Annotated in this window: 18 protein-coding genes; 6 read left to right on the top strand and 12 right to left on the bottom strand. The window is 68.1% G+C overall.

Features of this window, described 5'->3' with window-relative positions; translation table 11 throughout:
• Positions 1-25: 25 nt before the first annotated feature.
• From PWS46_RS26830 to PWS46_RS26815, 4 genes are all read right to left on the bottom strand, one after another.
• Entirely contained in the window at positions 26-1,306 is a 1,281-nt protein-coding gene (locus PWS46_RS26830; RefSeq protein ID WP_434625057.1) for a TRAP transporter large permease, read from the bottom strand.
• A complete protein-coding gene (locus tag PWS46_RS26825) occupies positions 1,303-1,905 on the bottom strand; it encodes a TRAP transporter small permease (RefSeq protein ID WP_434625056.1) in 603 nt (200 codons plus the stop codon). The genes PWS46_RS26830 and PWS46_RS26825 overlap by 4 nt, the downstream gene beginning before the upstream one ends.
• 88 nt (positions 1,906-1,993) lie before the next feature.
• Positions 1,994-2,977, bottom strand: coding sequence for a TRAP transporter substrate-binding protein (locus PWS46_RS26820; RefSeq protein ID WP_434625054.1), 984 nt, complete (start codon positions 2,975-2,977; stop codon positions 1,994-1,996).
• Between the two features lie 39 nt (positions 2,978-3,016).
• Positions 3,017-4,222, bottom strand: a complete 1,206-nt coding sequence (locus PWS46_RS26815) for a pyridoxal-phosphate-dependent aminotransferase family protein (RefSeq protein ID WP_434625052.1) — start codon at positions 4,220-4,222, stop codon at positions 3,017-3,019.
• Between the two features lie 431 nt (positions 4,223-4,653).
• Between PWS46_RS26815 and PWS46_RS26810 the strand changes: the two genes are divergently transcribed.
• Together PWS46_RS26810 and PWS46_RS26805 are read left to right on the top strand one after the other, a co-directional pair.
• A complete protein-coding gene (locus PWS46_RS26810; protein WP_434625050.1) occupies positions 4,654-7,617 on the top strand; it encodes an FAD-binding and (Fe-S)-binding domain-containing protein in 2,964 nt (987 codons plus the stop codon).
• Positions 7,614-8,306, top strand: a complete 693-nt coding sequence (locus PWS46_RS26805; protein WP_434625048.1) for a GntR family transcriptional regulator — start codon at positions 7,614-7,616, stop codon at positions 8,304-8,306. Before PWS46_RS26810 ends, PWS46_RS26805 begins: the two co-directional genes overlap by 4 nt.
• A gap of 33 nt (positions 8,307-8,339) precedes the next feature.
• Here PWS46_RS26805 and PWS46_RS26800 read toward each other — a convergent pair whose 3' ends face one another.
• Positions 8,340-8,546 carry a hypothetical protein gene (locus tag PWS46_RS26800; protein ID WP_434625046.1) on the bottom strand — a complete coding sequence of 69 codons (207 nt, stop codon included), beginning with the start codon at positions 8,544-8,546 and terminating at the stop codon, positions 8,340-8,342.
• 102 nt (positions 8,547-8,648) lie between these two features.
• Positions 8,649-10,844, bottom strand: a complete 2,196-nt coding sequence (gene katG / locus PWS46_RS26795) for a catalase/peroxidase HPI (protein ID WP_434625044.1) — start codon at positions 10,842-10,844, stop codon at positions 8,649-8,651.
• 138 nt (positions 10,845-10,982) lie between these two features.
• On the opposite strand from katG, the gene PWS46_RS26790 reads away from it, so the two are divergent.
• Entirely contained in the window at positions 10,983-11,864 is an 882-nt protein-coding gene (locus PWS46_RS26790; RefSeq protein ID WP_434625042.1) for a LysR substrate-binding domain-containing protein, read from the top strand.
• A gap of 137 nt (positions 11,865-12,001) precedes the next feature.
• Here PWS46_RS26790 and PWS46_RS26785 read toward each other — a convergent pair whose 3' ends face one another.
• Entirely contained in the window at positions 12,002-12,991 is a 990-nt protein-coding gene (locus tag PWS46_RS26785; protein WP_434625040.1) for a choline ABC transporter substrate-binding protein, read from the bottom strand.
• 76 nt (positions 12,992-13,067) lie between these two features.
• Positions 13,068-14,603, bottom strand: a complete 1,536-nt coding sequence (betC, locus tag PWS46_RS26780; protein ID WP_434625038.1) for a choline-sulfatase — start codon at positions 14,601-14,603, stop codon at positions 13,068-13,070.
• 110 nt (positions 14,604-14,713) lie between these two features.
• On the opposite strand from betC, the gene PWS46_RS26775 reads away from it, so the two are divergent.
• Positions 14,714-15,667, top strand: a complete 954-nt coding sequence (locus PWS46_RS26775; protein ID WP_434625036.1) for a choline sulfate utilization transcriptional regulator — start codon at positions 14,714-14,716, stop codon at positions 15,665-15,667.
• Positions 15,668-15,677: 10 nt separating this feature from the next.
• On the opposite strand, the gene PWS46_RS26770 is transcribed toward PWS46_RS26775, so the two are convergent.
• Complete coding sequence (locus tag PWS46_RS26770) at positions 15,678-17,060, bottom strand: PLP-dependent aminotransferase family protein (RefSeq protein WP_434625034.1); 1,383 nt, start codon at positions 17,058-17,060, stop codon at positions 15,678-15,680.
• 247 nt (positions 17,061-17,307) lie between these two features.
• Here PWS46_RS26770 and PWS46_RS26765 point away from each other — a divergent pair, with 247 nt between their 5' ends.
• Both PWS46_RS26765 and PWS46_RS26760 read left to right on the top strand, forming a co-directional pair.
• Positions 17,308-18,597, top strand: coding sequence for a hydroxymethylglutaryl-CoA reductase, degradative (locus PWS46_RS26765; RefSeq protein ID WP_434625032.1), 1,290 nt, complete (start codon positions 17,308-17,310; stop codon positions 18,595-18,597).
• Between the two features lie 51 nt (positions 18,598-18,648).
• Positions 18,649-19,875, top strand: coding sequence for an ABC transporter substrate-binding protein (locus PWS46_RS26760; RefSeq protein ID WP_434625030.1), 1,227 nt, complete (start codon positions 18,649-18,651; stop codon positions 19,873-19,875).
• 55 nt (positions 19,876-19,930) lie between these two features.
• Here the strand turns inward: PWS46_RS26760 and PWS46_RS26755 are convergent, their stop codons facing one another.
• From PWS46_RS26755 to PWS46_RS26745, 3 genes are read right to left on the bottom strand one after another with little or no spacing between them, the layout of a single operon-like run.
• Positions 19,931-21,670 (bottom strand): peptidase M14, encoded by a 1,740-nt coding sequence (locus PWS46_RS26755; RefSeq protein ID WP_434625028.1) that lies wholly within the window; start codon positions 21,668-21,670, stop codon positions 19,931-19,933.
• Entirely contained in the window at positions 21,667-22,521 is an 855-nt protein-coding gene (locus PWS46_RS26750) for an ABC transporter permease (protein WP_295835033.1), read from the bottom strand. The genes PWS46_RS26755 and PWS46_RS26750 overlap by 4 nt, the downstream gene beginning before the upstream one ends.
• 5 nt (positions 22,522-22,526) lie before the next feature.
• Positions 22,527-23,450, bottom strand: a complete 924-nt coding sequence (locus PWS46_RS26745) for an ABC transporter permease (protein ID WP_434625025.1) — start codon at positions 23,448-23,450, stop codon at positions 22,527-22,529.
• Positions 23,451-23,464: the final 14 nt, after the last annotated feature.

The raw sequence follows: 23,464 nt of genomic DNA, 5'->3' as shown, positions 1-23,464 counted from the left end.
CAAACGTCCTCGGCGTTGGTGTGTATCAGTAGAACAGGTCGACCAGCCCCAGCGAGAGGCCGGGCACATAGGTGCAGATCGCCAGCACCAGCAGCAGGACGCCGATGAAGGGCAGGTTGACCTTGGTGGTTTCCCAGATGTCGGTGCGGGCGATGGAGCAGGCGGCGATCAGTACGCTGGCCACCGGCGGGGTCTGCTGCCCGATGGCGAGGTTCAGCGTCACCACCAGCCCGAAATGCACCGGGTCGATGCCGACTGCGTGGATCAGCGGCATGACGATCGGCACCACCAGGATGATCGCCGCCGCCGAATGCAGGAACATGCCCAGGATCAGGAAGGCGACGTTCAGCAGGGCCAGCACGGCGTATTTGTTGGTGGTGATTTCGCTGATGCTGCGGGCCAGCGCCTGGGGCAGCTGTGCCTCGGTCAGGAAGGTGCCGATCAGCGCCGATGCCGCGACCAGCAGCATCACCACCGCGGTCTGCACGCCGCCGTCCAGGCAGGCCTTGCGCAGCTCGCGCAGGTCGAGTTCGCGGTAGATGACGATGCTGATGAACAGCGCCGCCGCCACCGCCAGCCCGGCGCCCTCCGTCGCGGTGACGAAGCCGCCGAAGATGCCGCCCAGGATGATGACCGGCAACAGGAAGGCCCAGGCGGCCTCCCGCGCCGTTTCGCGCAGGCGGGAGATGCGGAAGCGCTCCTCCACCGGGAAATCGTAGCGCACCGCCTGGATGTAGGCGGCGACCGCCAGCCCGACCGCGCCGATCACGCCGGGGATGATGCCGGCGACGAACATCTTGACCACCGACGTCTCGGCCATCACGGCATAGAGGATCATCGGGATCGACGGCGGGATGATGATTGCGAGGCTCGACGCCGACGAGCAGATGGCGGCGGAGAACTCCCTGGAATAGCCGCGCGTCTTCATCGCCGGGATCAGGATGGTGCCGAGCGCCGCCACGCCTGCCACCGCCGAGCCGGAGATCTCGGCGAAGAACATCGACGAGCCGATGACCACCATCGCCAGCCCGCCGCGGACGAAGCCGAACAGGGCGGAGGCGAAGGCGACCAGCCGGCGCGAGATGCTCGATGCGTTCATGATGGCACCGGCCAGGATGAACAGCGGGATCGCCAGCAGCGGGAAGTTGGTGGCGCCGTCGAACATCACCAGCGCCGCGTTGACCAGATTGTCCGATCCCTGGATCGCCACGATGGCGGCCATGGCGACGAGGCCGAGCGCGATGGCGACCGGTACGTTGAGCAGGACCAGGGCGAACAGCCCGCTGAGCATGAAGCCGATGGTCATGGGCGCGGTCCTTCCGGATAGGCGGTGGCGCGGGCGATCGGGGCGGCGTTGGTGGTGGAGCGCGGCGGCTGGGGCCGGGCCAGATCGGCGCCCAGCGCGTCCTCCAGCTCGTGGTCGACGAAGCCGTGGCCGCGGGCGTCGGCCAGCACCCTGGGCAGGCGCAGCGCTTCCGCGATCATGAACAGCACGGCGCCGACCGGGATGACCGACTGGGTCAGTTGCAGCGGCACCGACGGCAGGCTGACCAGCGTGTCGCCTTCCAGCACCATCAGCACCTCCCACCCGGTCCAGGCGAGGACGCCGAAGAACAGGAAGACGCAGGCCTCGGCGAACAGCGTCGCCAGCAGGCGGAAGGACGGCGGCATCGCGTTGACCAGACCGGGAAAGCCGATGTGCGCGCCCTTCAGCGCGGCCAGCGCCGAGCCGTAATAGGTCAGCCACGCCAGCCCGATCGACGCCACTTCGTCGTACCAGGTCAGCGAGCTTCCGAAATAGCGGCAGACGAAGCCGGCGATGATGAGCAGGGTCAGGGCGGAGACGAGCAGGATGACGATGGTTTCGAGCACCCACTCGAAGCCGGTGCGCAGACGGTCGAGCATCACGACGGTTTCCCTCCGAAGGGGATGGCTGAGACTGGGGGAGGGCTTCGGCGGCGGCCGCGATGGCCGCCCCCGCGGCATGCCGGCCCTAGGACTTGCTGGCCAGCGCCTGCGCCTTCTTGATCAGCTCGCCGCCCTGCGGAACCTCGTCCTCGAAGCTCTTGTAGATGCCGGTGCTGGCCTTGACGAAGGCGGCCTTGTCCACCTGATTGACCTCCATCCCGGCCTCCTTCAGCTTTTTCAGCAGATCCTCGTCCATTTCGGCGGCGATCTTGTAGACGGTCGGCTGGACCTCCTGCGCGGCCTCGGTCAGCGCCTTCTGGATTTCGGGCGAGAATTTCTTCCAGCTGCGGCCGGCGGTCAGATAGGCCGGGGTGTAGACGTGGTCGCTCATCGACAGGTACTTCTGCACTTCGTAAAAGCGGGCCGGGTAGATCTGGGCCAGCGGGTTCTCCTGGCCGTCCATCACCCCGGTCTGGAGCGCCACAAAGATCTCGGAGAAGGCGAGCGGGCTGGGATCGGCGCCATAGGCCTTGAACATCTTGACCCGCCATACCCCCTTGGGCACGCGCAGCTTGATGCCCTGGAGATCCTCCGGCTTGGTGATCGGGCGCTTGCTGTTGGTGATCTGGCGGAAGCCGTTCTCCCACACGCCGAGGATGTGGTAGCCGTCCTTTTCCGCCGCCGGCACCAGGGTCGGCGTCACGATCTCGTCGCGGATGCGCGCCATGTGGTCGCGGTCCTTGACCAGATAGGGCAGCTCGAACAGGCCGAAGACCGGCACCTCCGACGACATGACGGTGGAGGGCAGGGACAGGTCGATGGTGCCGAGCTTCAGCTTCTTCAGCATCTCCGAATCGCCGCCGAGCTGGCTGGAGCCGAAGACCACCACCTTGGCCTTGCCGCCCAGCTTCTCGTTGGCGATGCGGGCGAATTCCTGGCTGGAGCGGTCGAACAGCGATCCCGGCTCGCCGACATGGCCGAGCTTGATCTCGGTCTGCGCCTGCGCCGCGCCCGCCATCAGCGAACCGGCGACCATGATCGACGCGACCAGCGCCTTGGTGTAGCCCATGACTGTCCCTCCCTTTTTGTTTGGTGTCTCGTTGCGGCGTCAGGCGGCGGTGGCGGCCGTCCTTTCCGCCTGCGCGGCGGCGCCGGCCTGCAGGGCATCCATCGCCGCGCGGGCGCCGCCCTTGCGGTGGGGGATGCCGGCCAGTTCCAGCCCCATTTCCACCCCGCTCAACGTGCCGGCCAGCGTCAGGTCGTTGAAGTCTCCGAGATGGCCGATGCGGAACACCCGGCCGGCCAGCTTGCCCAGCCCGGCGCCCAGCGACATGTCGAAGCGGTCGAGGATGATGCGGCGCAGCCGGTCGGCGTCATGGCCGTCCGGCAGCAGCACCGCGGTCAGCGAACTGGAATATTCGGCGGGGTCGAGCGCCAGCACCTCCAGGCCCCAGCCGGTCACGGCGCGGCGCGTCGCCTCGGCGTGGCGGTCGTGGCGGGCGAAGACGGCGTCCAGCCCTTCCTCGTGCAGCATGTCGATGGCCTCAACGAGGCCGTAGAGCAGGTTGGTCGCCGGCGTGTAGGGGAAGAAGCCGGCGCGGTTCGGCCCCGCCATGTCGGCCCAATCCCAATAGGACCGCGGCATCCTGTTGCTGCGGCTGGCCGCGATCGCCTTTTCGGAAATGGCGTTGAAGCTCAGCCCCGGCGGCAGCATCAGGCCCTTCTGCGAGCCGCTTACCGTCACGTCGACGCCCCATTCGTCGTGGCGGTAGTCGATGGACCCCAGCGACGAGATGGTGTCGACCAGCAGCAGCGCCGGGTGGCCGGCGGCGTCGATGGCGTTGCGGATCAGCGGAATGCGGCTGGCGACGCCGGTCGAGGTCTCGTTGTGGACCACCATCACGGCCTTGATGGTGTGGCCGCGGTCTTCGGCCAGCCGGGCTTCCACCGCCGCCGGGTCGACGCCGTGGCGCCAGTCGCCCGGTACGAAATCGCAGTGGATGCCGAAGCGGTCGGCGAGATTGCGCCACAGCGTGGCGAAGTGGCCGGTCTCGAACATCAGCACCCGGTCGCCGGGCGACAGCGTGTTGACGATCGCCGCCTCCCACGCCCCGGTGCCCGACGCCGGGTAGATCACCACCGGCTGCCCGGTCTTGAAGATCGTCTTGATTCCGTCCAGCGCTTCACGGCCAAGCGCGGCGAAATCCGGGCCGCGATGGTCGATGGTCGGCCGGTCCATCGCCCGCAGGATGCGGTCGGGCACGTTGGTCGGACCCGGGATTTGCAGGAAATGGCGTCCGCTGCGATGGGCCATGAAGGCTCCTCCTCCCTTGTGTCGATGATGCCGTGCTGTCGGTGACGCGGGGGCAATATCGATGCGCCCGGTCGGTGCGCGGAATCCGGGCACAGAGCGGCGACGGCGTGCACGAACTGTTGGTTTGTCTACCAAACAAATTTTGCATTCAAATTGCCGGCGCTGCAAACAGTCATTTGCAGCCATGCCCTACCCATTTCCGAAAGGGTGCATCTGCAATAACGCCTATGCTGTCGCCGGGTCTCGACAGGAATAGCGCATTCCCATAAGGATTTTGTTCGTCTGACGAACGATCTCGGTCCGTGTTCCGATCCATCGGTCAGCAGGGACGATTCACCGCAAGGTGAATTTTGAATACAAAATCAGGCATCTGCCGGCGCGATCCAGCCGTGCCATCCGCCGCCGCCATCCGTTTCTGGGGAGTCCACGCCATGCCGCTCGACGACCGCAACGCACCGACCGCCGCGCCGCGCCGCGGCTCACGGATCGGTGACGGCGCCCTGGCCGCGCGCCTGCGCGGCGCCGTGAAGGGGGAGGTGCTGTTCGACCGGTTCGCGCGCGGCCGCTACAGCACCGACGCCTCGATCTACCAGATGGAGCCGGTCGGCGTCGTCGTGCCGCGCGATGCGGAGGACGTGGCGGCGGCAGTCGCCGTCGCGGTGGAGGAAGGGGTCCCGATCCTGCCGCGCGGCGGCGGTACCTCGCAGTGCGGGCAGACGGTGAACGAGGCGCTGGTCCTCGACTGCTCCCGGCACCTGAACCGCATCCTGGACGTGAATGCCGAGGCGCGCACGGCGACGGTGCAGCCGGGCATCGTGCTGGACCATCTGAACAAGGCATTGAAGCCGCTGGGGCTGTGGTTCCCGGTCGACGTCTCGACGGCGGCGCAGGCGACCATCGGCGGCATGACCGGCAACAACAGCTGCGGCACCCGGTCGCTGCGCTACGGCAACATGGTGGACAATGTCCGCGCCATCGACGCCGTGCTGGCCGACGGCACCCCGGTGCGCTTCGACGGCTCCGCTCCTTCGACCGGGCGTCATCGCCAGCTCGAAGCCGCGCTGAAGGCGCTCCACGCCCGCGAGGCCGACGAGATCGCCGCCCGCATTCCCGCCGTCCGCCGCAAGGTCGGCGGCTACAACATCGAACGGCTGGGCGGCGACCACCCCAACCTCGCCAAGCTGCTGGTCGGGTCGGAGGGGACGCTGGCCTTCTTCCAGCGCATCGAGCTGGCGCTGGCGCCGCTGCCCCGGCACAAGGTGCTGGGCGTCTGCCATTTCCCGACCTTCCGCAAGGCGATGGAATCGGCACAGGCCATCGTCGCGCTGAAACCGGCGGCGGTGGAACTGGTCGACCGCAACATGATCGCGCTGGGCCGCGACATCCCGCTGTTCCGCGCCACCATGGACCGCTTCATCGTCGGCGAGCCCGACGCCCTGCTGCTGGTGGAGTTCGCCGGCGAGGACCGCGACGAGGAGATCGCCAATCTCCGCCGGCTGGGCGAGCTGATGGGCGATCTCGGCCTGCCCGGCGCGGTGGTGGAGGCGGTCGATCCGGCCTTCCAGGCGGCGATCTGGGAGGTGCGCAAGGCCGGGCTGAACATCATGATGTCGATGCGGACGCAGGGGAAGCCGGTCTCCTTCATCGAGGACTGCGCCGTCCCGCTGGAGCATCTGGCCGACTACACCGAACGGCTGACCGAGGTCTTCCACCGCCACGGCACCACCGGCACCTGGTACGCCCACGCCTCCGAAGGCTGCCTGCACGTGCGGCCTGTCCTAAACCTCAAGCAGGAGCTGGAGGTGCGGAAGATGCGCGCCATCGCCGAGGAAGCCTTCGCCCTGGTGCGCGAATACAAGGGGTCCCATTCCGGGGAGCATGGCGACGGGCTGGTCCGCTCCGAATTCCATGAGCCGATGTACGGCCGCCGCATCGTCGATGCCTTCCGCGAGGTCAAGACGCTGTTCGACCCGGCCGGCCTGTTCAACCCCGGGAAGATCGTCGATCCGCCGCGCATGGATGACCGCCGCCTGTTCCGCTACAAGCCCGGCTATGGCGCCATGCCGGTCGACACCGCGCTGGACTGGTCGGAATGGAACGGTTTCCTCGGCGCGGTGGAGATGTGCAACAACAACGGCACCTGCCGGAAGTCCGATCCCGGCGTGATGTGCCCGTCCTACCGTGCGACCCGTGACGAGCAGCATGTCACCCGCGGCCGGGCCAACACGCTGAGGCTGGCGCTGACCGGTCAGCTCGGCCCCGAGGGGCTGGCCGCCGACGGGGTGATGGAGGCGCTGGACCTCTGCGTCGGCTGCAAGGGCTGCAAGCGCGAATGCCCGACCGGCGTCGACATGGCGAAAATGAAGATCGAGGTGCTGGCCCAGCGCCGCAGGCACGGCGCCCGGCTGTCCTTGCGCGACCGGATGGTCGCGTGGCTGCCGCGCTACGCCCCGGCGCTGTCGGCCGCCGCGCCTGTGCTGAACCTGCACGGCCGGATCCCCGGTCTGCCGGCGCTGACGGAGCGGCTGCTCGGGCTGAGCCGCCATCGGTCGCTGCCGCGCTGGCACCGGACGCCGTTCCGGCACCACGCCGTCCCCAAACCCGGCGCGGCCGGCGAGGTGGTTCTGTTCGCCGACACCTTCAACCGCTGGTTTGAGTCCGACAACGCCCGCGCGGCGGTGCGCGTGCTGGAGGCGGCGGGCTACACCGTCCATGCCGCGGCACCGGCCGACGGCGGCCGGCCGCTGTGCTGCGGCCGGACCTTCCTCGCCGCCGGTCTGGTCGAGCAGGCGCGGGCGGAGCAATGGCGCGTGGTCGAGGCGCTTTTGCCCTATGCCCAGCGCGGGGTGCCGATCGTCGGGCTGGAGCCGTCCTGCCTGTTGACCCTGCGCGACGAGATGACGGCGGTGCTGCCTGGACCGGAATATGCCCGCATCGCCGACCACGCCCTGCTGTTCGAGGAGTTCCTCGACCGCGAGCGCGCCGCCGGCCGGCTGACCCTGGGGCTGAAGCCGCTGGCGGCGCGCAGGGCGCTGGTGCACGGCCATTGCCATCAGAAGGCCATGGGCGCGCTGCCGCCGGTGGAAAGAGTGCTGAAGCTGATCCCGGACCTTGAGGTTTCGGTGCTACAATCCACCTGTTGCGGAATGGCCGGGGCCTTCGGCTATCAGGCGGAACATCACGAGGTGTCGATGAGGATGGGAGAACTCGACCTGCTGCCGGCGGTGCGCGCCGCCGATGCGGACACCATCCTGGTGGCCGACGGGACGAGTTGCCGCCACCAGATCCAGGACGGCGCCGGCCGGCGGGCGGTTCATGTCGCCCTGGTGTTGGAACAGGCGCTGGAGCAGGCGCCGGCGGACCGGACGGCTGCGGCGGGGGGAGGATCGGAATGACGCTGATCGACCGCAGCAGCCTCCACGCCGAGGTCGTCGCCCACCTGCGCACCGCCATCGTCGACGGCGAGCTGTCGCCCGGATCGCGCATCAACGAGCGCGAACTGTGCGAGCGCTTCGGCGTGTCGCGCACCCCGCTGCGCGAGGCGTTGAAGGTGATGGCCAGCGAGGGGCTGGTGGTGCTGCTGCCCAACCGCGGCGCCCGCGTGGCCACCCTGACGCGGGCCGACATCGAGGACACCTTCACGGTGATGGCCTGCCTGGAAGCGCTGTCCGGCGAACTGGCCTGCGCCCACATCACCGAGGAGCAGATCGCCGAGTTGCGCGCGCTGCATTACGAGATGCTGGCCCACCATGCCCGCCGCGACCTGCAGGCCTATTACCGGCTGAACGAGCGCATCCACCACATGATCCTGACGGCGTCGAACAATCCGGTGCTGATCGCCACCCACGCCGGTCTGGCGCTGCGCATCCGCCGCGCCCGCTACATTGCCGACATGCCCCGCGACTGGTGGGATCAGGCGGTGCGCGAGCATGAACAAATTCTGGATGCCCTGGTCCGGCGGGACGGCGCTGCCATCGCGGTTCTGCTGCGGCAGCATCTGGAGCGCAAGATCGACATCATGGGCGATTCGGCCGGGATGGCGCCGTCGGATGCCGACGCCGCGAAAACCCCGTCGGCCGCCTGAGCTTGTTTGCCAAGCCCCATACAACGCAGTTGCCTATGCGGACGACTTCCCGTCGAGGCGATCCAGGATCTCCTGTGCCTGGGCAAGCAGGGAGTCGCGGGCGGCACTCAGCCGCTCAAGCGCCGACTGCGACTGGGTGATCGTCCATTTCGCGTGGTAGATTTGCTGATCGAGAGTGTCGATGTCCTTCTCGATGAAGATCAGCCACTCCCGGTCGGTTTGTATCCGGCGGTCGCTCATGATCGCGCCTCCCTTCTCCCTCATTGCTGGCGGCATACCCTCGGCCGGCCTATCGAGGCGCCCGGCCGGCCGGACGGGCGCCTCCATCGAAGTCCGTCCGCGTCAATGGGGCGATCGGGCCAGATCGAAACGGTCGGCGTTCATGATCTTCGTCCAGGCGGCGACGAAGTCCTTCGCGAACTTCCCGTGGGCGTCGCTGCAGGCATAGACCTCCGCGAATGCGCGGAGCTGCGAATGCGCCCCGAAGATCAGGTCGACGCGGGTGGCGGTCCAACTGCGTTCCCCGGTCCTGCGGTCGCGCCCCTCATAGACGCCGTCGGCGTTGGGCGGCTGCCACTCCGTGCCCATGTCCAGAAGGTTGACGAAGAAGTCGTTCGTCAGCGTCCCGGGCCGGTCGGTGAGGACGCCATGGCTGGAGCCGCCGGTGTTGGCGCCGAGAACGCGCAGCCCGCCGAGGAGGACCGTCATCTCCGGGCCGGTCAGCCGCAGCAATGCCGCCCGGTCGACCAAAGCCTCTTCCGGGCTCATGAACTGGTGCTTCGCGCCGTTGACATAGTTGCGGAAGCCGTCGGCGCGCGGTTCGAGCGGGGCGAAGGAGTCGACGTCGGTCTGCTCCTGCGATGCGTCCGTGCGTCCCGGCGCGAACGGCACCTGCAGGGTCAGACCGGCATCCTGCGCCGCCTTTTCGATGGCCGCGCCGCCGGCAAGGACGATCAGGTCGGCAAGCGAGATCCTCTTGCCGCCGGCCGCCGCGTTGAAATCCGTCCGAATGGCCTCCAGCGTCTGCAGCACGGTCTGCAGTTGCGCCGGCTCGTTCACCTCCCAGTCCTTTTGCGGGGCGAGGCGGATGCGCGCGCCGTTGGCGCCGCCGCGCTTGTCGGAACCGCGGAAGGTGGAAGCCGAAGCCCAGGCCGTCGAAACCAGTTGCGGGACCGAAAGGCCGGAAGCGAGAATCCGCGACTTGAGAGCGGCGATGTCCGCGTCATCCACCAGCGGATGATCGACCGGCGGGACCGGGTCCTGCCAGATCAGCGTCTCCTTCGGGACGAGCGGGCCGAGATAGCGAGCCACCGGCCCCATGTCGCGATGGGTCAGCTTGAACCAGGCGCGGGCGAAGGCATCGGCGAACCGGTCCGGGTTCTCGTAGAAATGCCGCGAAATCTTTTCATAGGCGGGGTCGAAACGCAGCGACAGGTCGGTGGTCAGCATCGTCGGCCGCCGCTTTTCAGAGTCCGCGCTGGGGCCGGGAATCGACGGCTCGGCGTCCTTCGCCTGCCACTGCCATGCGCCGGCCGGGCTCTTGGTCAGTTCCCATTCATACTTGAACAGGTTGTCGAAGAAGTGATTGCTCCACTTCGTCGGCGTCTGGGACCAGATCACCTCCGGGCCGCCGGTGATGGCGTCGGGTCCGTACCCGGTGCCGTGTTTACTCTTCCAGCCGAGGCCCTGGTCCTCCAGCGCGCCGGCTTCGGGTTCCGGGCCGAGGAAGGACGGGTCGCCCGCCCCATGCGTCTTGCCGAAGGTGTGGCCGCCGGCGATCAGCGCCACGGTCTCCTCGTCGTTCATGGCCATGCGGCGGAAGGTCTCGCGGATGTCCCTGGCCGCCGCCACCGGGTCGGGATTGCCGCCCGGCCCCTCCGGATTGACGTAGATGAGCCCCATCTGCACCGCGCCCAGCGGATCCGCGAGCTGCCGTTCGCCGCTGTAGCGCTCGTCGCCGAGCCAGCTTCCTTCCGGACCCCAGAAAAGCTCCTCCGGTTCCCACGCGTCCACCCGGCCGCCGGCAAATCCGAAGGTCTTGAAGCCCATCGATTCCAGGGCGACGTTGCCGGCCAGGACCATCAGGTCGGCCCAGGACAGCTTGCGGCCGTATTTCTGCTTGATCGGCCACAGGAGACGGCGGGCCTTGTCGAGGTTGGCGTTGTCCGGCCAGGAATTGAGCGGCGCGAAACGCTGCTGTCCGGTGCCGGCGCCGCCGCGGCCGTCGGTGATGCGGTAGGTGCCGGCGCTGTGCCACGCCATGCGGATCATCAGGCCGCCGTAATGGCCGAAGTCGGCAGGCCACCAGTCCTGCGAGTCCGTCATCAAGGCATGCAAATCCTTGATCACCGCGTCGAGATCGAGGGACTGAAATTCCTTGGCATAGTCGAAATCCTTGCCCATCGGATCGGACAAGGCCGAATTCCGATGGAGCATCTCGATATCGAGGGCATCCGGCCACCAGTCGCGGTTCCTGTGGCCCCGGCTTCCTCCACTGAACGGGCACTTGCCTGCGCTCTCGTCGGTCCTTGCGTCCATCGTTTCCTCCTGAATCGCTTACGGGTTCGCGTGGCGGCAACAAATGCTCTGTGGATAAAACTGTATGGTTAACGTGCGATCAGGTAAAATGGTCTTTGATGATTGCTGCGATAAGGTAAGCTTATGATTCCCGGCTCCGTGACCCTCAGGCAGCTCCGCTATTTCGATGCGCTGGCACACCACGCCCATTTCGGACGGGCGGCGGCGGCCTGTGCCGTCTCGCAGCCCGCCCTGTCGATGCAGATCAAGGACCTGGAGGAAGCTTTGGGTGCGGCACTCGTGGAAAGGGGCGGCAGAAGCATCCGGCTGACCGCCTTCGGGCTGGAGGCATCCCTGCGGGTCCGCGACATCCTGCGCTCGGTCGATCAGCTGGGGGAACTTGCCCAGATGTCGCGCAATCGGATCAGCGGCCGGTTGCGCATCGGCATGATCCCCACCATCGCGCCCTATCTGCTGCCGGCGGTGATCGGGGCGATCACACGGGAGCACCCCCATGTCGAGATCGAGGTGCGCGAGGCGCAGACGTCGAAACTGATCGAGGAGCTTGGCGACGGCCGGCTCGACACCGCGATCGTCGCACTGCCGGTGTTCGAGCCGTCGCTGACCGAGGTGGCGTTGTTCACCGAGGATTTTCTGCTGGTCCGCCCGGCCGAGGATGCGGAAGAGCCAGTGCCCACCGGAGACATGCTGCGGGAGATGCGGCTGCTCCTGCTGGAGGAGGGGCACTGCTTCCGCAATCAGGCCCTGTCCTTCTGCAACATGCCGTCCTCCTCCCCGCGGAAGGCGCTGGAGGCGAACTCGTTCTCCACGCTCGTCCAGATGGTCAGGGCGGGGATGGGCGTGACGCTGATACCGGAGATGGCGGTGGCGGTGGAGACCGGGTCCGGCACGGTGTCGGTCGTCCGTTTCAAGGATCCCCAGCCTTCCCGGACCGTCGGCATGGTCTGGCGCAAGACAAGCCCGTTGGCCGGCCAGTTCCTGAAGCTGACGGAACTGCTTGGCCGGCCGCCGGAGCCTTGATCATCGCAAGCCGGAGGGACCCCGCATGTAATGGCGTTCGGGCCGGTAGGCAGGCCGGAACCAGGATGGAAAGCGGGCCCGGACCCAAGCGCGCAACGCGGCCAACATGGTTGTTCGTCTCCTTGTCGTCTGTTGCGTCACTTCAGGCCCAAGGACGCGCGCACGGCCGGGGCGGCGTCCTTGCCGTCGCGGGTCGACACGCCGGCCAGCCAGGGGCCGAGCAGGTCGGGATGCGCCTTCAGATAGCCGGCCGCCGCGTCCTTGGGCGCCTTCTTGTCTTCCGTGATGGCGGCCATGATCTCGTTCTCCATCCCGACGGTGAAGGCGAGCTGGCCAAACAGGCGGTGGACGTTGGGGCATTCGGTGCCGTAGCCGCGCCGGGACAGGGTGTTGACCGTGGTGCTGCCATAGTTCGGGCCGAAATACGCGTCGCCGCCGCTGAGATAGGTCATGTCGATCCGGGTGTTCATCGGGTGCGGCTGCCAGCCGAGAAAGACCACCCAATCCTTGCTGCGCGTCCGGCGCATCGCCTGCGCCAGCATGGCCTGCTCGCTCGATTCGACCAGGGTCCAGCCCTCCAGCCCGAAATCCTTCCTGTCGAGCATGCGCTGGATGTTCTGGTTGGCCGGCGCCCCCGGCTCGATCCCGTAGATCTTCTTTTCGAACCGGTCGCCGAATTTGGCGAGGTCGGCGAAACTGTGCACGCCGGCTTCGGCCACCGCGGTCGGCACCGCCAGGGTGAATTTGGCGTTCTCCAGGTTCGGGCGCACGATCTCGACAGATTTCTCGGCGATCAGCTTGTCGAGGAAGGTGGATTGGGCCGGCATCCAGTTGCCGAGGAAGACGTCGATCTGCCCGGTCTTCAGCCCCTGGAAAATGATCGGCACGGCGACCGTCTCGATCTTCTGCTGATAGCCCATCGCGCCCAGCAGCGTCCCCGCCACCGCATTGGTCGCGGTGATGTCGGTCCAGCCGGGATCGGCCATCCTCACCATCCCGCAGTTCGCGGGCTCCGCCGCCGCGGCCGCCCCCGACACCACGGCCGCTGCCGTCAGCGTGCCGGCCGCGATGCCGATCACGGTCATCAGGCCGGCCAGCGCCGCACGTCCTGCCGTCAAACCGCCCATTGCAACCCCGGGTACATGCATGCTGCCTTCCCTCCTGTCGGGTGATGGTCGACGTCCGGCGCGCCGTCGCGCCGTCCTATTGTACGGGGGTGCCGGGGCGCGGGAAGCGCGCCATGGCTTCCAGATCGTCGAGATCCAGATGGTTGCGCATATAGCTGGTGCCGGCATCGGTGAAGGGCTGGAAATCCCAGGAGCGGTGCTGCCCCCGGCGCAGCGCGTCGGCCACCAGGAGGCGCCGCTGCTGGCTGGCGACGACCTCCTCATGCAGGCGCGTCAGGTCCCAGCGCCGGTCCACCTCGGCACGATAGCGTCGTACGGTGTCGGCCGAGCCGGCGGCGGGCTGCTCCGCGCGGTTCACCAGCTCGTCCGGGTCGTCGGACAGGTCGTAGAGCTGGTCGGGATCGGCCGGCGAATGGATGAATTTCTCGCTGCCGCGCCGGATCATCACGATCGGGGCGACGGCGCCTTCGGCCAGATATTCGCCGATCACCTCGTCGTGGCCGCCGCTGCGCTGAAGGTGCGGCAGCAGGCTGCGTCCGTCGATGGGCGTCCGCAGGCCCGGCGCCGCCCCGTCATGGGCGAAATCGACCAGGGTCGGCAGCAGATCCATCGACGAGACCGAGGCGGCGACCCGCCCGGCCTGGAACCAGCCCGGCGCCCGGACGATCAGCGGAATGCGGCAGGCGGACTCGAAGAAGCTCATCTTGTACCACAGCCCGCGTTCGCCCAGCATGTCGCCATGGTCGGACAGCAGGACGACGATGGTGTCCTCGGCCAGTCCGGTTTCCTCCAGCGCGCCCATCAGCCGGCCGATCTGGTCGTCCACATAGGCGACGGACCCGTAATAGGCGCGGCGGGCATTGCGGATCTGCCGTTCGCTGAGCGGCATCTCGTCCATCGCGCAGACATGGCGCAGCCGCCGTGAATGCGGGTCCATCGCGTCGGGCGCCAGGGTGATGCGCGGCAGCGGCACCTCCGCGTCGGTGTGGCGGTTCCAGTAGCGTTCGGTGATGGCGTAGGGGTCGTGCGGATGGGTCAGCGACACCACGAAGCAGAAGGGCCGGTCCCGCCGGCCGCGGGCGATGTCGTACAGCTTGCGTTCGGCGGTGAAGACGACCTCCTCGTCGAAGTCGAGCTGGTTGGTGCGCAGGCAGGGGCCGGCGTCGCGCACCGAACTCATGTTGTGATACCAGCTCGGCCGCTCCTCGGGCCGGGTCCAGTCCGGCGTCCAGCCGAAATCGGCCGGATAGATGTCGGTGGTCAACCGCTCCTCGAAGCCGTGAAGCTGGTCGGCCCCGCAGAAATGCATCTTGCCGGACAGGATGGTCCGGTATCCGGCCAGCCGCAGGTAATGGGCGAAGGTGGGGACCGCGGAGGGAAATTCGGCGGCATTGTCGTAGCCGCCGATGGCCGAGGGCAACCGCCCCGACAGCAAGACATAGCGCGAGGGGGCGCAGAGCGGGCTGTTGCAGTAGGCGCTGTCGAACACCACGCCGCCCTCCGCCAACCGGTCGATGTGCGGCGTCCGCACCGTCGGGTTGCCGTAGGCGCCGAGCGCCTGCGGGATCATCTGGTCGGCCATGAGGATCAGGATGTTGGGGCGCCGTGCCATATCCGCCTGCTTCATACCGTTTGTGGACAGATCGTTCGGGAACCGTAGAATTGACGCGGCCATCAGGGTCGTGAAGTCCCTGTCTCGTCATGCCGGTATGAGGGGTGCTCATGGGAAAGGATCGCCTGCCGCCGCTGCGCACCCTGTTTTTCTTCGAGGCGGCCGGCCGGCTGCTGAGCTTCAGCGCCGCCGCCCGCGAGCTTGCCTGCACCCAGTCGGCCGTCAGCCACCAGATCGGTTGGCTGGAGGCCGATCTGGGGACGGCGCTGTTCCGCCGCCTTCACCGCGGGGTCGCGCTGACGCCGGACGGCGTGCGGCTCTACGAGGCGACGCGCGAGGCGCTGGACGGCATCGGCGATGCGGTGACGCGCATCCGCGACCGGCAGCGGCCGGGCGTGCTGAACGTCGCCACCGATTTCGGTTTCGCCTCCGGCTGGCTGCTGCCGCGCCTCGGCGCGCTGCGCCAGCTTCTGCCGGAGCTGGACGTGCGGATCGTGACGACGCAGAACGCGATCGACCTGCGCCGCGAGGCGGTGGACATCGCCATCACCTTCGGGCACGGCCATTGGCCCGGCTGCGAGGCGGAACTCCTGTTTCCCGAACGGGTCCTGCCGGTCTGCAGCCCCGCCTTCCGGGCGAGCCGCGCCCCGTTTGCCGCTGGGGCCGCCGCCGGTGCTGGCACCGACCCGGCCGAACTGGCGTCCCTGCCGCTCCTGCATCTGGAAAGCATCGGGCCGGCGGCATGGCTGTCCTGGGGTGACTGGTTCACCCTGCACGGACTGCCCGTGCCGGCCGGCGGCCAGGACCTGACCTTCAACAATTACCCGCTGGTCCTGCAGGCTGCCTTGATGGGGCAGGGGGTGGCGCTGGGATGGAGCCCGCTGATCGACGAGTTGATGCGGGATGGACATCTGGTCGCCCTGATCGACCGGCCGGTTCAGACGGAGCGGGGCTATTTCCTGGTCATGGCCAGCCGCCGCAAACCGGATGACCGCCGCGACCGCTTCCGCCGCTGGGTCGTCGAGGAAAGCCGCCGGGATGGCGGCCACAGGAACGGCGATTGAGAGCGCCTGGTTACCGCGTTCCGTCTGTCTGCAGGCGGTCGCCGAGAAACGCGATGAAGCGGGGATCGCCGGCATAGGCGATGTTGATCCGCATCGCCGGCGCGGTGGCCGTCCGCGTCGGCAGGAACAGCGTGCCGGGCGCCAGGAAAATTCCCTGTTCCGCGGCCTGACGCACCAGCTCCGCCTCGTCGATATGGTCGGGAAGCTCACCCCACAGATAATAGCCGCCGGGTGCGGCCGGCGGCAGCCGGACACCGATGCGGGTCAGGGCGACCGTCGCCTTTTCGGTATGCTCGGCGATCAGCGTCTTCAGCCGGCGCAGGTGCCGGAGATACTGGCCTGAGGCGATGAAGGCGTAGACGATCCGCTCGACATAGTCGGAGGTGCTGACGACCGTCAGCATCTTGACGTCGCACAGCCGGTCGATCAGCGGGCGTTTCGCCGCGACATAGCCGACACGCAGGCTGGCCGACAGGGTCTTCGAGAAGGTGCCGACATAGATGACCCGCTCCAGCTGGTCGAGGGCGGCGAGCCGCGGGCTGGCGGCGGGCAGGACGTCGGCGAAGGGGTCGTCCTCGACAATGTGCAGCCCGTGCTGTTCGGCGATCCGCAGCAGGCGGTGGGCGACGGCGGGGGTGATCGAGCCGCCGGTCGGGTTGTGCGCCAGCGACTGGGTGAAGAACAGCTTCGGCTTGTGGGCGGCGGCCTTGGCGGCGAGGTCGTCGAGGTCGGGGCCGTCATGGCGGCGCTGAACGCCGACGATGCCGATGCGCGACAGCCGGAGCTTGCCGAACAGCGGATAATAGCCGGGGCTGTCGACCAGCACGGTGTCCCCCGGTTCCAGCATCTGGCGGGCCACGAGGTCGAGGGCGTGGTTGGCGCCCTGGGTCAGCAGGATCTGGTCCGGTGACGCCGTGATCGACCGCTCGCCGAGCGTCAGCGCCAGCCGCTCCCGCAACGGCAGGAAGCCCCAGGGGGAGCCGTAGCCGTGGTCCGGCGTCAGGCCGCGGCTTGCGGCCATGAATCTCGGATTGCCACTGGCCTCGAACCGCTCCATCCAGGAGGGCGGCGGCCGGCCGTCGCCGATCCGCACGGCATAGCTCTGCACCAGCTGTTCGCGCAGCAGCGACACGAAGTCCACCGCTTCCGCGACATGGGCCGACTGCTGCCCGACCGATGCATGGCGGACGCGCGCGACGTAATAGCCGGCGCCCTGCTTCGCCTCGACAAGGCCGAGCGCCACCAGACGGTCGTAAGCCTCGGCCATGGTGTTCTTCGAGACGCCGTGCTCGACGGCGCCGGCCCGCACCGACAGGAGGCGCTCCCCCGGCTTCAACAGGCCCTCGCCGATCAGGCCGGCGATCCTGTCGACGATGCTGCCCACCCGTGTCATCGCATCACCGCTGCAGTGTCCCAATGATTGCGCTGGTACAGTGTCCCGGAGATTCCGGGAAACTGTCCCTTGTGCCGTCCCTTTGTATCACTGATCATCATTGGAGCGAATGGTGATGGCGGGACGGCCCGCTTCGCCCGTCCGACCGGCACCATCATTATCCCGCCCCCATGATCCCATCCGGTGCGCGCCGCCGCGCGGCGCCAAAGGGGGGATGCATCCGCAAAGCGCACGACAGGGTTCAGGAATGATCGACACCACCCGCAGTTCCCGCATCTCCGGATTCCACAAGAAATCGCCTGCGGAGCGCCTGGGCATCGTCTCGGACTTCGCCGGTCTCGATGCCGCCGCCGCCGCGCGGCTGTCGGACACCGGGAACCTGGATCTCGGGCTTGCCGACCGCCTGGTCGAGAATGTCATCGGGTCGATGAACATCCCGCTGGGGATCGCGACCAACATGAGGGTCGACGGCGAGGATGTGCTGATCCCGATGGCGACGGAGGAATCGTCGGTCGTCGCCGCGGTCTGCAACGCGGCCCGGCAATGCTATGACGCCGGCGGCTTCACCACCTCGATGTCCGGCACGCTGATGATCGCGCAGATCCAGGCGGTCGAGGTGGCCGATCCCCATGCGGCCCGCCTGCGCATCCTCGGGCGGCGCGAGGAGATCAAGGCGGTCTGCGACGGTTGCGACCCGGTGCTGCTGTCCTTCGGCGGCGGCTTCCGCGACGTCGAGGTGCGCGTGCTCGACAGCCAGGGCGGCCCGATGCTGGTGACCCATCTGATCGTCGACACCCGCGACGCGATGGGCGCCAACGCGGTCAACAGCATGGCGGAAAAGCTGGCTCCCCACATCGCCGCCTGGAGCGGCGGCCGGGTGTATCTGCGCATCCTGTCCAATCTGGCCGACCGCCGGCTGGCGCGGGCGCATGCGGTGTGGCCACTCGACCAGATCGGCGGCGAGGCGGTGCGCGACGGCATCGTCAGCGCCTATCACTTCGCCGCCGCCGACCCGTACCGCGCCGCCACCCACAACAAGGGGATCATGAACGGCGTCAGCGCCGTCGTGCTGGCGACCGGCAACGACACCCGCGCCGTGGAGGCCGGCGCCCATGCCTTCGCCGCCCGCAGCGGCCAGTATGGCAGCCTGACCCGCTTCGAGGTGACCGCCGACGGCCAGCTCAGCGGCTCCATCGAGCTGCCGATGGCGGTCGGGCTGATCGGCGGTGCCACCAAGGCCCATCCGACGGCGCAGGCCTGTCTGAAGATCCTCGGGGTGACCAGCGCCGAACGCCTCGCCCGAATCATCGCCGCGGTCGGGCTGGCACAGAACTTCTCGGCGCTGAAGGCGCTGGCGACCACCGGCATCCAGAAGGGCCATATGGCCCTGCACGCCCAGAACATCGCGATGATGGCCGGCGCGGTCGGCGACGAGATCGACCGCGTCGCCGCCGCGCTGGTGGAGCGCGGCAGCGTGCGCCAGGACATCGCCCAGGCGGTCCTGCAGGACCTGCGCGGCGGGGCCGCCGGCGCCTAAAGGCAGCGGGCAAGACCGTCGAACATCAAAATGAAAAAGGGGAGGACCTTGATGAAGACCGGATACACGCTGGCCGGCATGGCCGCGGCCAGCCTCGTCGCATTGTCGATCGGCACCGTCCCGGCATCGGCCGAGATCGCGAACCACCGGGTGAAGCTGGGGGTGCTGACCGACATGAGCGGCTTCGCCTCCGACAGCACCGGGCAGGGCTCGGTGGTGGCTGCGCAGCTGGCGGCGGAGGATTTCGCCAAGGAGCTGCCCGGCGTCACCATCGAGGTCATCCACGCCGACCATCAGAATAAGCCCGACATCGGCGCCGCCACCGCACGCCGCTGGCTGGACCAGGAGCATGTCGACGCTATTCTTGACGTGCCCTTCTCGTCGGTGGCGCTGGCGGTGAACGAGGTGACCCGCAACTCCAAGGCGGTCTTCATCGCCTCCGGTCCCGGCACGACAGAGCTGACCGGGCCGAAATGCTCCCCCAACACCATCCAGTGGACCTACGACACCTGGGCGCTGGCCAACGGCACGGCGCGGGCGGTAACGGAGAGCGGGGGCAAGCGCTGGTTCTTCATGACCGCCGACTATGCCTTCGGTCATGCGCTGGAGCGCGACGCCTCGGCGGTGGTCAAGAGCATGGGCGGGACGGTCGTCGGCAGCGTCCGCCATCCGCCCAATGCGTCCGACTTCTCCTCCTACCTGCTGCAGGCGCAGGCCAGCGGCGCGCAGGTCATCGGGCTCGCCAACGCGGTGGGCGACACCATCGGGTCGGTCAAGCAGGCGACCGAGTTCGGCATCACCGCCGGCGGCCAGCGGCTGGCCGCCCTGCTGATGCAGCTGAGCGACGTCGCCGCCGTCGGATTGAAGGATGCGCAGGGGCTGTATCTGACCGAGGCCTTCTATTGGGATCTGAATCCCGGCACCCGCGCCTTCGCCAACCGCTTCGCCGCCCGGATGGACGGGCGCCGTCCCACCGGCAACCAGGCCGGCGTCTATGCCGGCGCCCTGCATTACCTGAAGGCGGTCAAGGCGGCGAACAGCACCGACGCCACCGTCGTCGCCGCCAAGATGCGGGACCTGCCGACAGACGATCCCCTGTTCGGCAAGGGCAGCGTCCGTGTCGACGGCCGGGCGGTCCACGACATGCTGTTCTTCGAGGTCAAGAAGCCGGAAGAGTCGAAGGGACCTTGGGATTTCTACAAGCTGATCAAGACCATCCCCGGCCCCGAAGCTTTCCGCCCGCTGTCGGAGGGTGGCTGCCCGCTGGTGCAGAAGTAAGGCCGCTCGTCGTGCCGGCTTCGAAGGGAGCCGGCACGACCCAACCAACCGCCGCTCAGCTCACGACAAGCTCCTGCCAGGCCTCGTAGGCGGCGAGCGCCGTCTCCATCTGCGCGGTGTGGCCCTGGATGAAGGCATCGTCATAGATGGTTTCGTCCGGATATTCGGTGATCAAGGTCACCGGCACCGTGCTGCGTTCATCCAGCGACGACAGGCAGGGGAAGCCGTTGACGAGGCAGAACCCGGTCTCCCCGGCATGGACCTCGTAAAGCGCGATCTGTTCGGCGTTGCGGGCCGCCAGCCCAGGGATCGTGGCAAGATGCGCCGTCACCCGGTCGAGCAGGCGCTCCGCCGCCGTCTCCCAACCCGCGTGGTGGCGCATCACCAGGAAGAATCCCTTGGGCAGGGTCCACATGGCGAAGTGGCGCGGCACATAGCCCGATAGCGGCCGGGTCCATTCATGCGAAGGGTAGCCGTGCAGGTTCAGGTGGAGCCGGGCGCCGCTCCGCCGCTCCGCCTCCACCCGGATCGCCTTTTCATTGAGATGGGGACCGGCCTCCACCGGGTTGCGGTATTCCAGGTCGTCGCCGAGCGCGGTGTAGCGCGCCGCGTGGTGCATGTGGCGCGGATTGCCGGCCCGCAGCCGGTGATGCAGGGCGTAGCCGTCCGGGTTCTCCAGGGGCGACACGGTGAAATGCGCGCCCGGACGCTGCGCCAGCCGTTCCGCCGCGCGCAAGGCGCCCACCACGCCGGTCGTCTCGTTCGCGTGCTGGCCGCCGCTGATTATCACCGGCGCGTCGCTACCCTGAACATAACGGGCAAGCACCCGGCGTCCGCTGCGCGTTCCCGCCTCGAACGGCTCGCCGCCGATCCGCTCCAGCCCGGCCCGGATCGCCGTGTCTCCGACCGGCGCGGCGGCGCGGTCCAGCGAGGCGGCGTCCAGCGGCTCGTCGGAGGACGTGATGGCGCTGCGTGACAGGGGACGCAGTTCCACCCGCACCCGCACCGCGTCGTCGCTCAGTTTGATGTCGGGCGCGATCTGGCCCGGCTTCAGCCCGCGGTCGCCGAGCGGCCGGCCGGACTTGCGCTGGAACACCTCCAGCAGCGAGAAGTAGAAGTCCTCGTGCAGGGCTTCGCGCAGGCTCAGCACCTCGTCGGCGAAGCCCAGCGGTTCGTCCGCCGCCGGAAACTCGGCGCGGATGCTCAGCTCCTCGAAATAGGGCTCGCCGCCGGTCCAGGGGTGGCCGGCGATGGCGGTCATGGCGGACTCGAACATCCGCTCGTAATCGGTTTCAAGCCGTTCGCCAACTGTATCGTCGCCCAGGCACAGCCAGCCGGTCGGCGAGACGCTGGTCTCCCCCGCCATGTCGGTGTGGACGCGGTTGGGCGCCGCCACCCGCCGCTCCTCCCGCCGGCCGTCCTTGAAGGTCAGCGTCACGTCGTAATGGAACGCGCCGTCCGCCCGCGGGTGGAACGTGACCTCCGCCCCCGCCAGCAGGGCGGCCAGCGGATAGGCCTCCAGCAGGAAGCGGTTGGCGGGAGCCTGCGGGTGAACCGGATAGGCGATGGTCACCGCCGCCAGATCGCGGGGCTCCACTTCTTCCAGGAAGAAATGCAGCAGAGGCTTGTAGGCGCTGCGGATTCGGGCGGACACGCCGCGCTCGGCGAGGCGGTGTTCGGCGGCGCGGCGGCTCCGCGCGTCGTCGAAGGTCCAGGCCTCCGCCGTCTTGCCATTCAACCGGGCGCACAGCAGATCGAGCGTCCGCTCGAACGAGGCTTCGAACAGGACGGTCATCGAGACGTTCTCCCGGTGGGGTCGAGGCTGTCGCGCAGCCAATCGCCGAGCAGGTTCAGGCCCAGCACGGTCAGAAGAATGGCAAGGCCGGGGAAAACGCTGACCCACCACGCGACCTGGAGATAGGTGCGACCCGAGGCCAGCATGCCGCCCCAACTGGGGATGGTCGGATCGATGCCGAGCCCGAGGAAGGTCAGGCTGCTTTCCAGCAGGATGTTGTTGGCGACGTTCAGCGTCAGCAGCACGATCACCGGGCCGATCAGGTTGGGCAGCAGGTGCTGGACGATGATCCGCCAGTCCTTCACCCCGATGGCGCGGGCGGACTGGATGAACTCCCGCTCGCGCAATGCCAGGACGGAGCCGCGGACGAGGCGGGCGTACTGCACCCACTGCGACACGATCAGCAGGATGATGGTGTTGGTCAGGCTGCCGCCGACGATGGCGATGAAGGTAATCGCAAGCAGAATGAAGGGCAGCGCCAGCTGCACGTCGGCGAAGCGCATCACCACCATGTCGCAGATGCCGCGGTAATAGCCGGAGATCAGGCCCATCAGCACGCCGATCACCGCCGCCCCTGCGACCGAGACGAAGCCGACCAGCAGCGAGATCTTGCCGCCCGCCACCACGCGGGCCAGCACGTCGCGCCCCAGCGGGTCGGTACCCAGCGGGTGCGCCGCATCCCGGAAGGGCGGCGACAGGCGGGCCATCAGGTCCATCTTGTCGGCGCCTCCGGGGAACAGCTGGTCGGAAAAGAGCACGGCCAGGCAGATGACCAGGGTCAGCGACGCGCCGAGCAGGAATTCGAGGTTGCGGAAGCGCGGGGAACGCAGGAAGGAGAGCGCGGCGGCCATGGCGGTCACGAGGTCCGGATGCGCGGATCGACCAGCCCATAGGCGATGTCGACCAGCAGGTTGACGCCGACGATCAGCAGCGACAAGACGGTGATGACGCCCTGCAGCACCGGGTAGTCGCGCGCGGCCACCGCGTCGAAGGCCAGCGTGCCGAGCCCCGGCCAGTTGAAGACGCGCTCCACCACGACGATGCCGCCCAGCAGGCCGCCGAACTGCAGGCCGAAATAGGTGATCAGCGGGATGGCGCAGTTGCGCAGCGCGTGCTTGTAGAGGACCTTGCCTTCGCTCAGCCCCTTGGCGCGCGCCACCATGACATACTGCGACTGCAGGGTCTCCAGCATGGCGCTGCGCACCAGCCGAACGTTGGTTGCGGTCAGGATCACACCCATGGTGACCGCCGGCAGGATGAAGTTCGAAGGACCCTCCATGCCGCTCGGCGGCAGCCAGCCGAGCGTGATGGCGAACAGCAGCACCAGCATCGTTGCCAGCCAGAAGTTGGGCACCGACAGGCCGACCAGCGACAGGATGCGGATCGCCTGATCGGCGACCCCGCCCCGCGCCGTCGCCGCCCGGATGCCGAGCGGGATCGACAGGGCGATGGATACGGCCATCGACACCAGCGCCAGCAGCAGCGTCGCCGGCAGCGCGTCGGCGATCAGCCGCGATACCGGGGTGCCGCCGAGAAAGCTGTTGCCGAAGTCGAACCGCAGCAGCCCGCTCAGGAAGCCGCCATATTGGGCAAGGAAGGGCCGGTTGACTCCCAGCGCCTCGCGGATGCGCTCCAGGTCCTGTTCGGTGATGCTGCCCGCCCCTTGCGTGAGCATCAGGGCCGGATCGCCAGTCAGGCGGATCGCGAACGAGACGACCAGCGTCACCACCACCATGACGAAGACCGCCTGGATCAGGCGCTTGAGAAGAAAACCGGCCAAGACATGCCACCCTT

The sequence above is a fragment of the Azospirillum sp. B2RO_4 genome (genome assembly GCF_051124815.1).
Taxonomy (GTDB): Bacteria; Pseudomonadota; Alphaproteobacteria; order Azospirillales; family Azospirillaceae; genus Azospirillum.
This window is presented reverse-complemented; position numbering and strand designations above follow the sequence as displayed.

What these genes read in the sequence shown, in the direction of transcription:
- PWS46_RS26830 (WP_434625057.1), bottom strand. Translation starts at nt 1,306, where the DNA reads ATGACCATCGGCTTCATGCTCAGCGGGCTGTTCGCCCTGGTCCTGCTC.
- PWS46_RS26825 (WP_434625056.1), bottom strand. Translation starts at nt 1,905, where the DNA reads ATGCTCGACCGTCTGCGCACCGGCTTCGAGTGGGTGCTCGAAACCATC.
- PWS46_RS26820 (WP_434625054.1), bottom strand. Translation starts at nt 2,977, where the DNA reads ATGGGCTACACCAAGGCGCTGGTCGCGTCGATCATGGTCGCCGGTTCG.
- PWS46_RS26815 (WP_434625052.1), bottom strand. Translation starts at nt 4,222, where the DNA reads ATGGCCCATCGCAGCGGACGCCATTTCCTGCAAATCCCGGGTCCGACC.
- PWS46_RS26810 (WP_434625050.1), top strand. Translation starts at nt 4,654, where the DNA reads ATGCCGCTCGACGACCGCAACGCACCGACCGCCGCGCCGCGCCGCGGC.
- PWS46_RS26805 (WP_434625048.1), top strand. Translation starts at nt 7,614, where the DNA reads ATGACGCTGATCGACCGCAGCAGCCTCCACGCCGAGGTCGTCGCCCAC.
- PWS46_RS26800 (WP_434625046.1), bottom strand. Translation starts at nt 8,546, where the DNA reads ATGAGCGACCGCCGGATACAAACCGACCGGGAGTGGCTGATCTTCATC.
- katG (WP_434625044.1), bottom strand. Translation starts at nt 10,844, where the DNA reads ATGGACGCAAGGACCGACGAGAGCGCAGGCAAGTGCCCGTTCAGTGGA.
- PWS46_RS26785 (WP_434625040.1), bottom strand. Translation starts at nt 12,991, where the DNA reads ATGGGCGGTTTGACGGCAGGACGTGCGGCGCTGGCCGGCCTGATGACC.
- betC (WP_434625038.1), bottom strand. Translation starts at nt 14,603, where the DNA reads ATGGCACGGCGCCCCAACATCCTGATCCTCATGGCCGACCAGATGATC.
- PWS46_RS26775 (WP_434625036.1), top strand. Translation starts at nt 14,714, where the DNA reads ATGGGAAAGGATCGCCTGCCGCCGCTGCGCACCCTGTTTTTCTTCGAG.
- PWS46_RS26770 (WP_434625034.1), bottom strand. Translation starts at nt 17,060, where the DNA reads ATGACACGGGTGGGCAGCATCGTCGACAGGATCGCCGGCCTGATCGGC.
- PWS46_RS26765 (WP_434625032.1), top strand. Translation starts at nt 17,308, where the DNA reads ATGATCGACACCACCCGCAGTTCCCGCATCTCCGGATTCCACAAGAAA.
- PWS46_RS26760 (WP_434625030.1), top strand. Translation starts at nt 18,649, where the DNA reads ATGAAGACCGGATACACGCTGGCCGGCATGGCCGCGGCCAGCCTCGTC.
- PWS46_RS26755 (WP_434625028.1), bottom strand. Translation starts at nt 21,670, where the DNA reads ATGACCGTCCTGTTCGAAGCCTCGTTCGAGCGGACGCTCGATCTGCTG.
- PWS46_RS26750 (WP_295835033.1), bottom strand. Translation starts at nt 22,521, where the DNA reads ATGGCCGCCGCGCTCTCCTTCCTGCGTTCCCCGCGCTTCCGCAACCTC.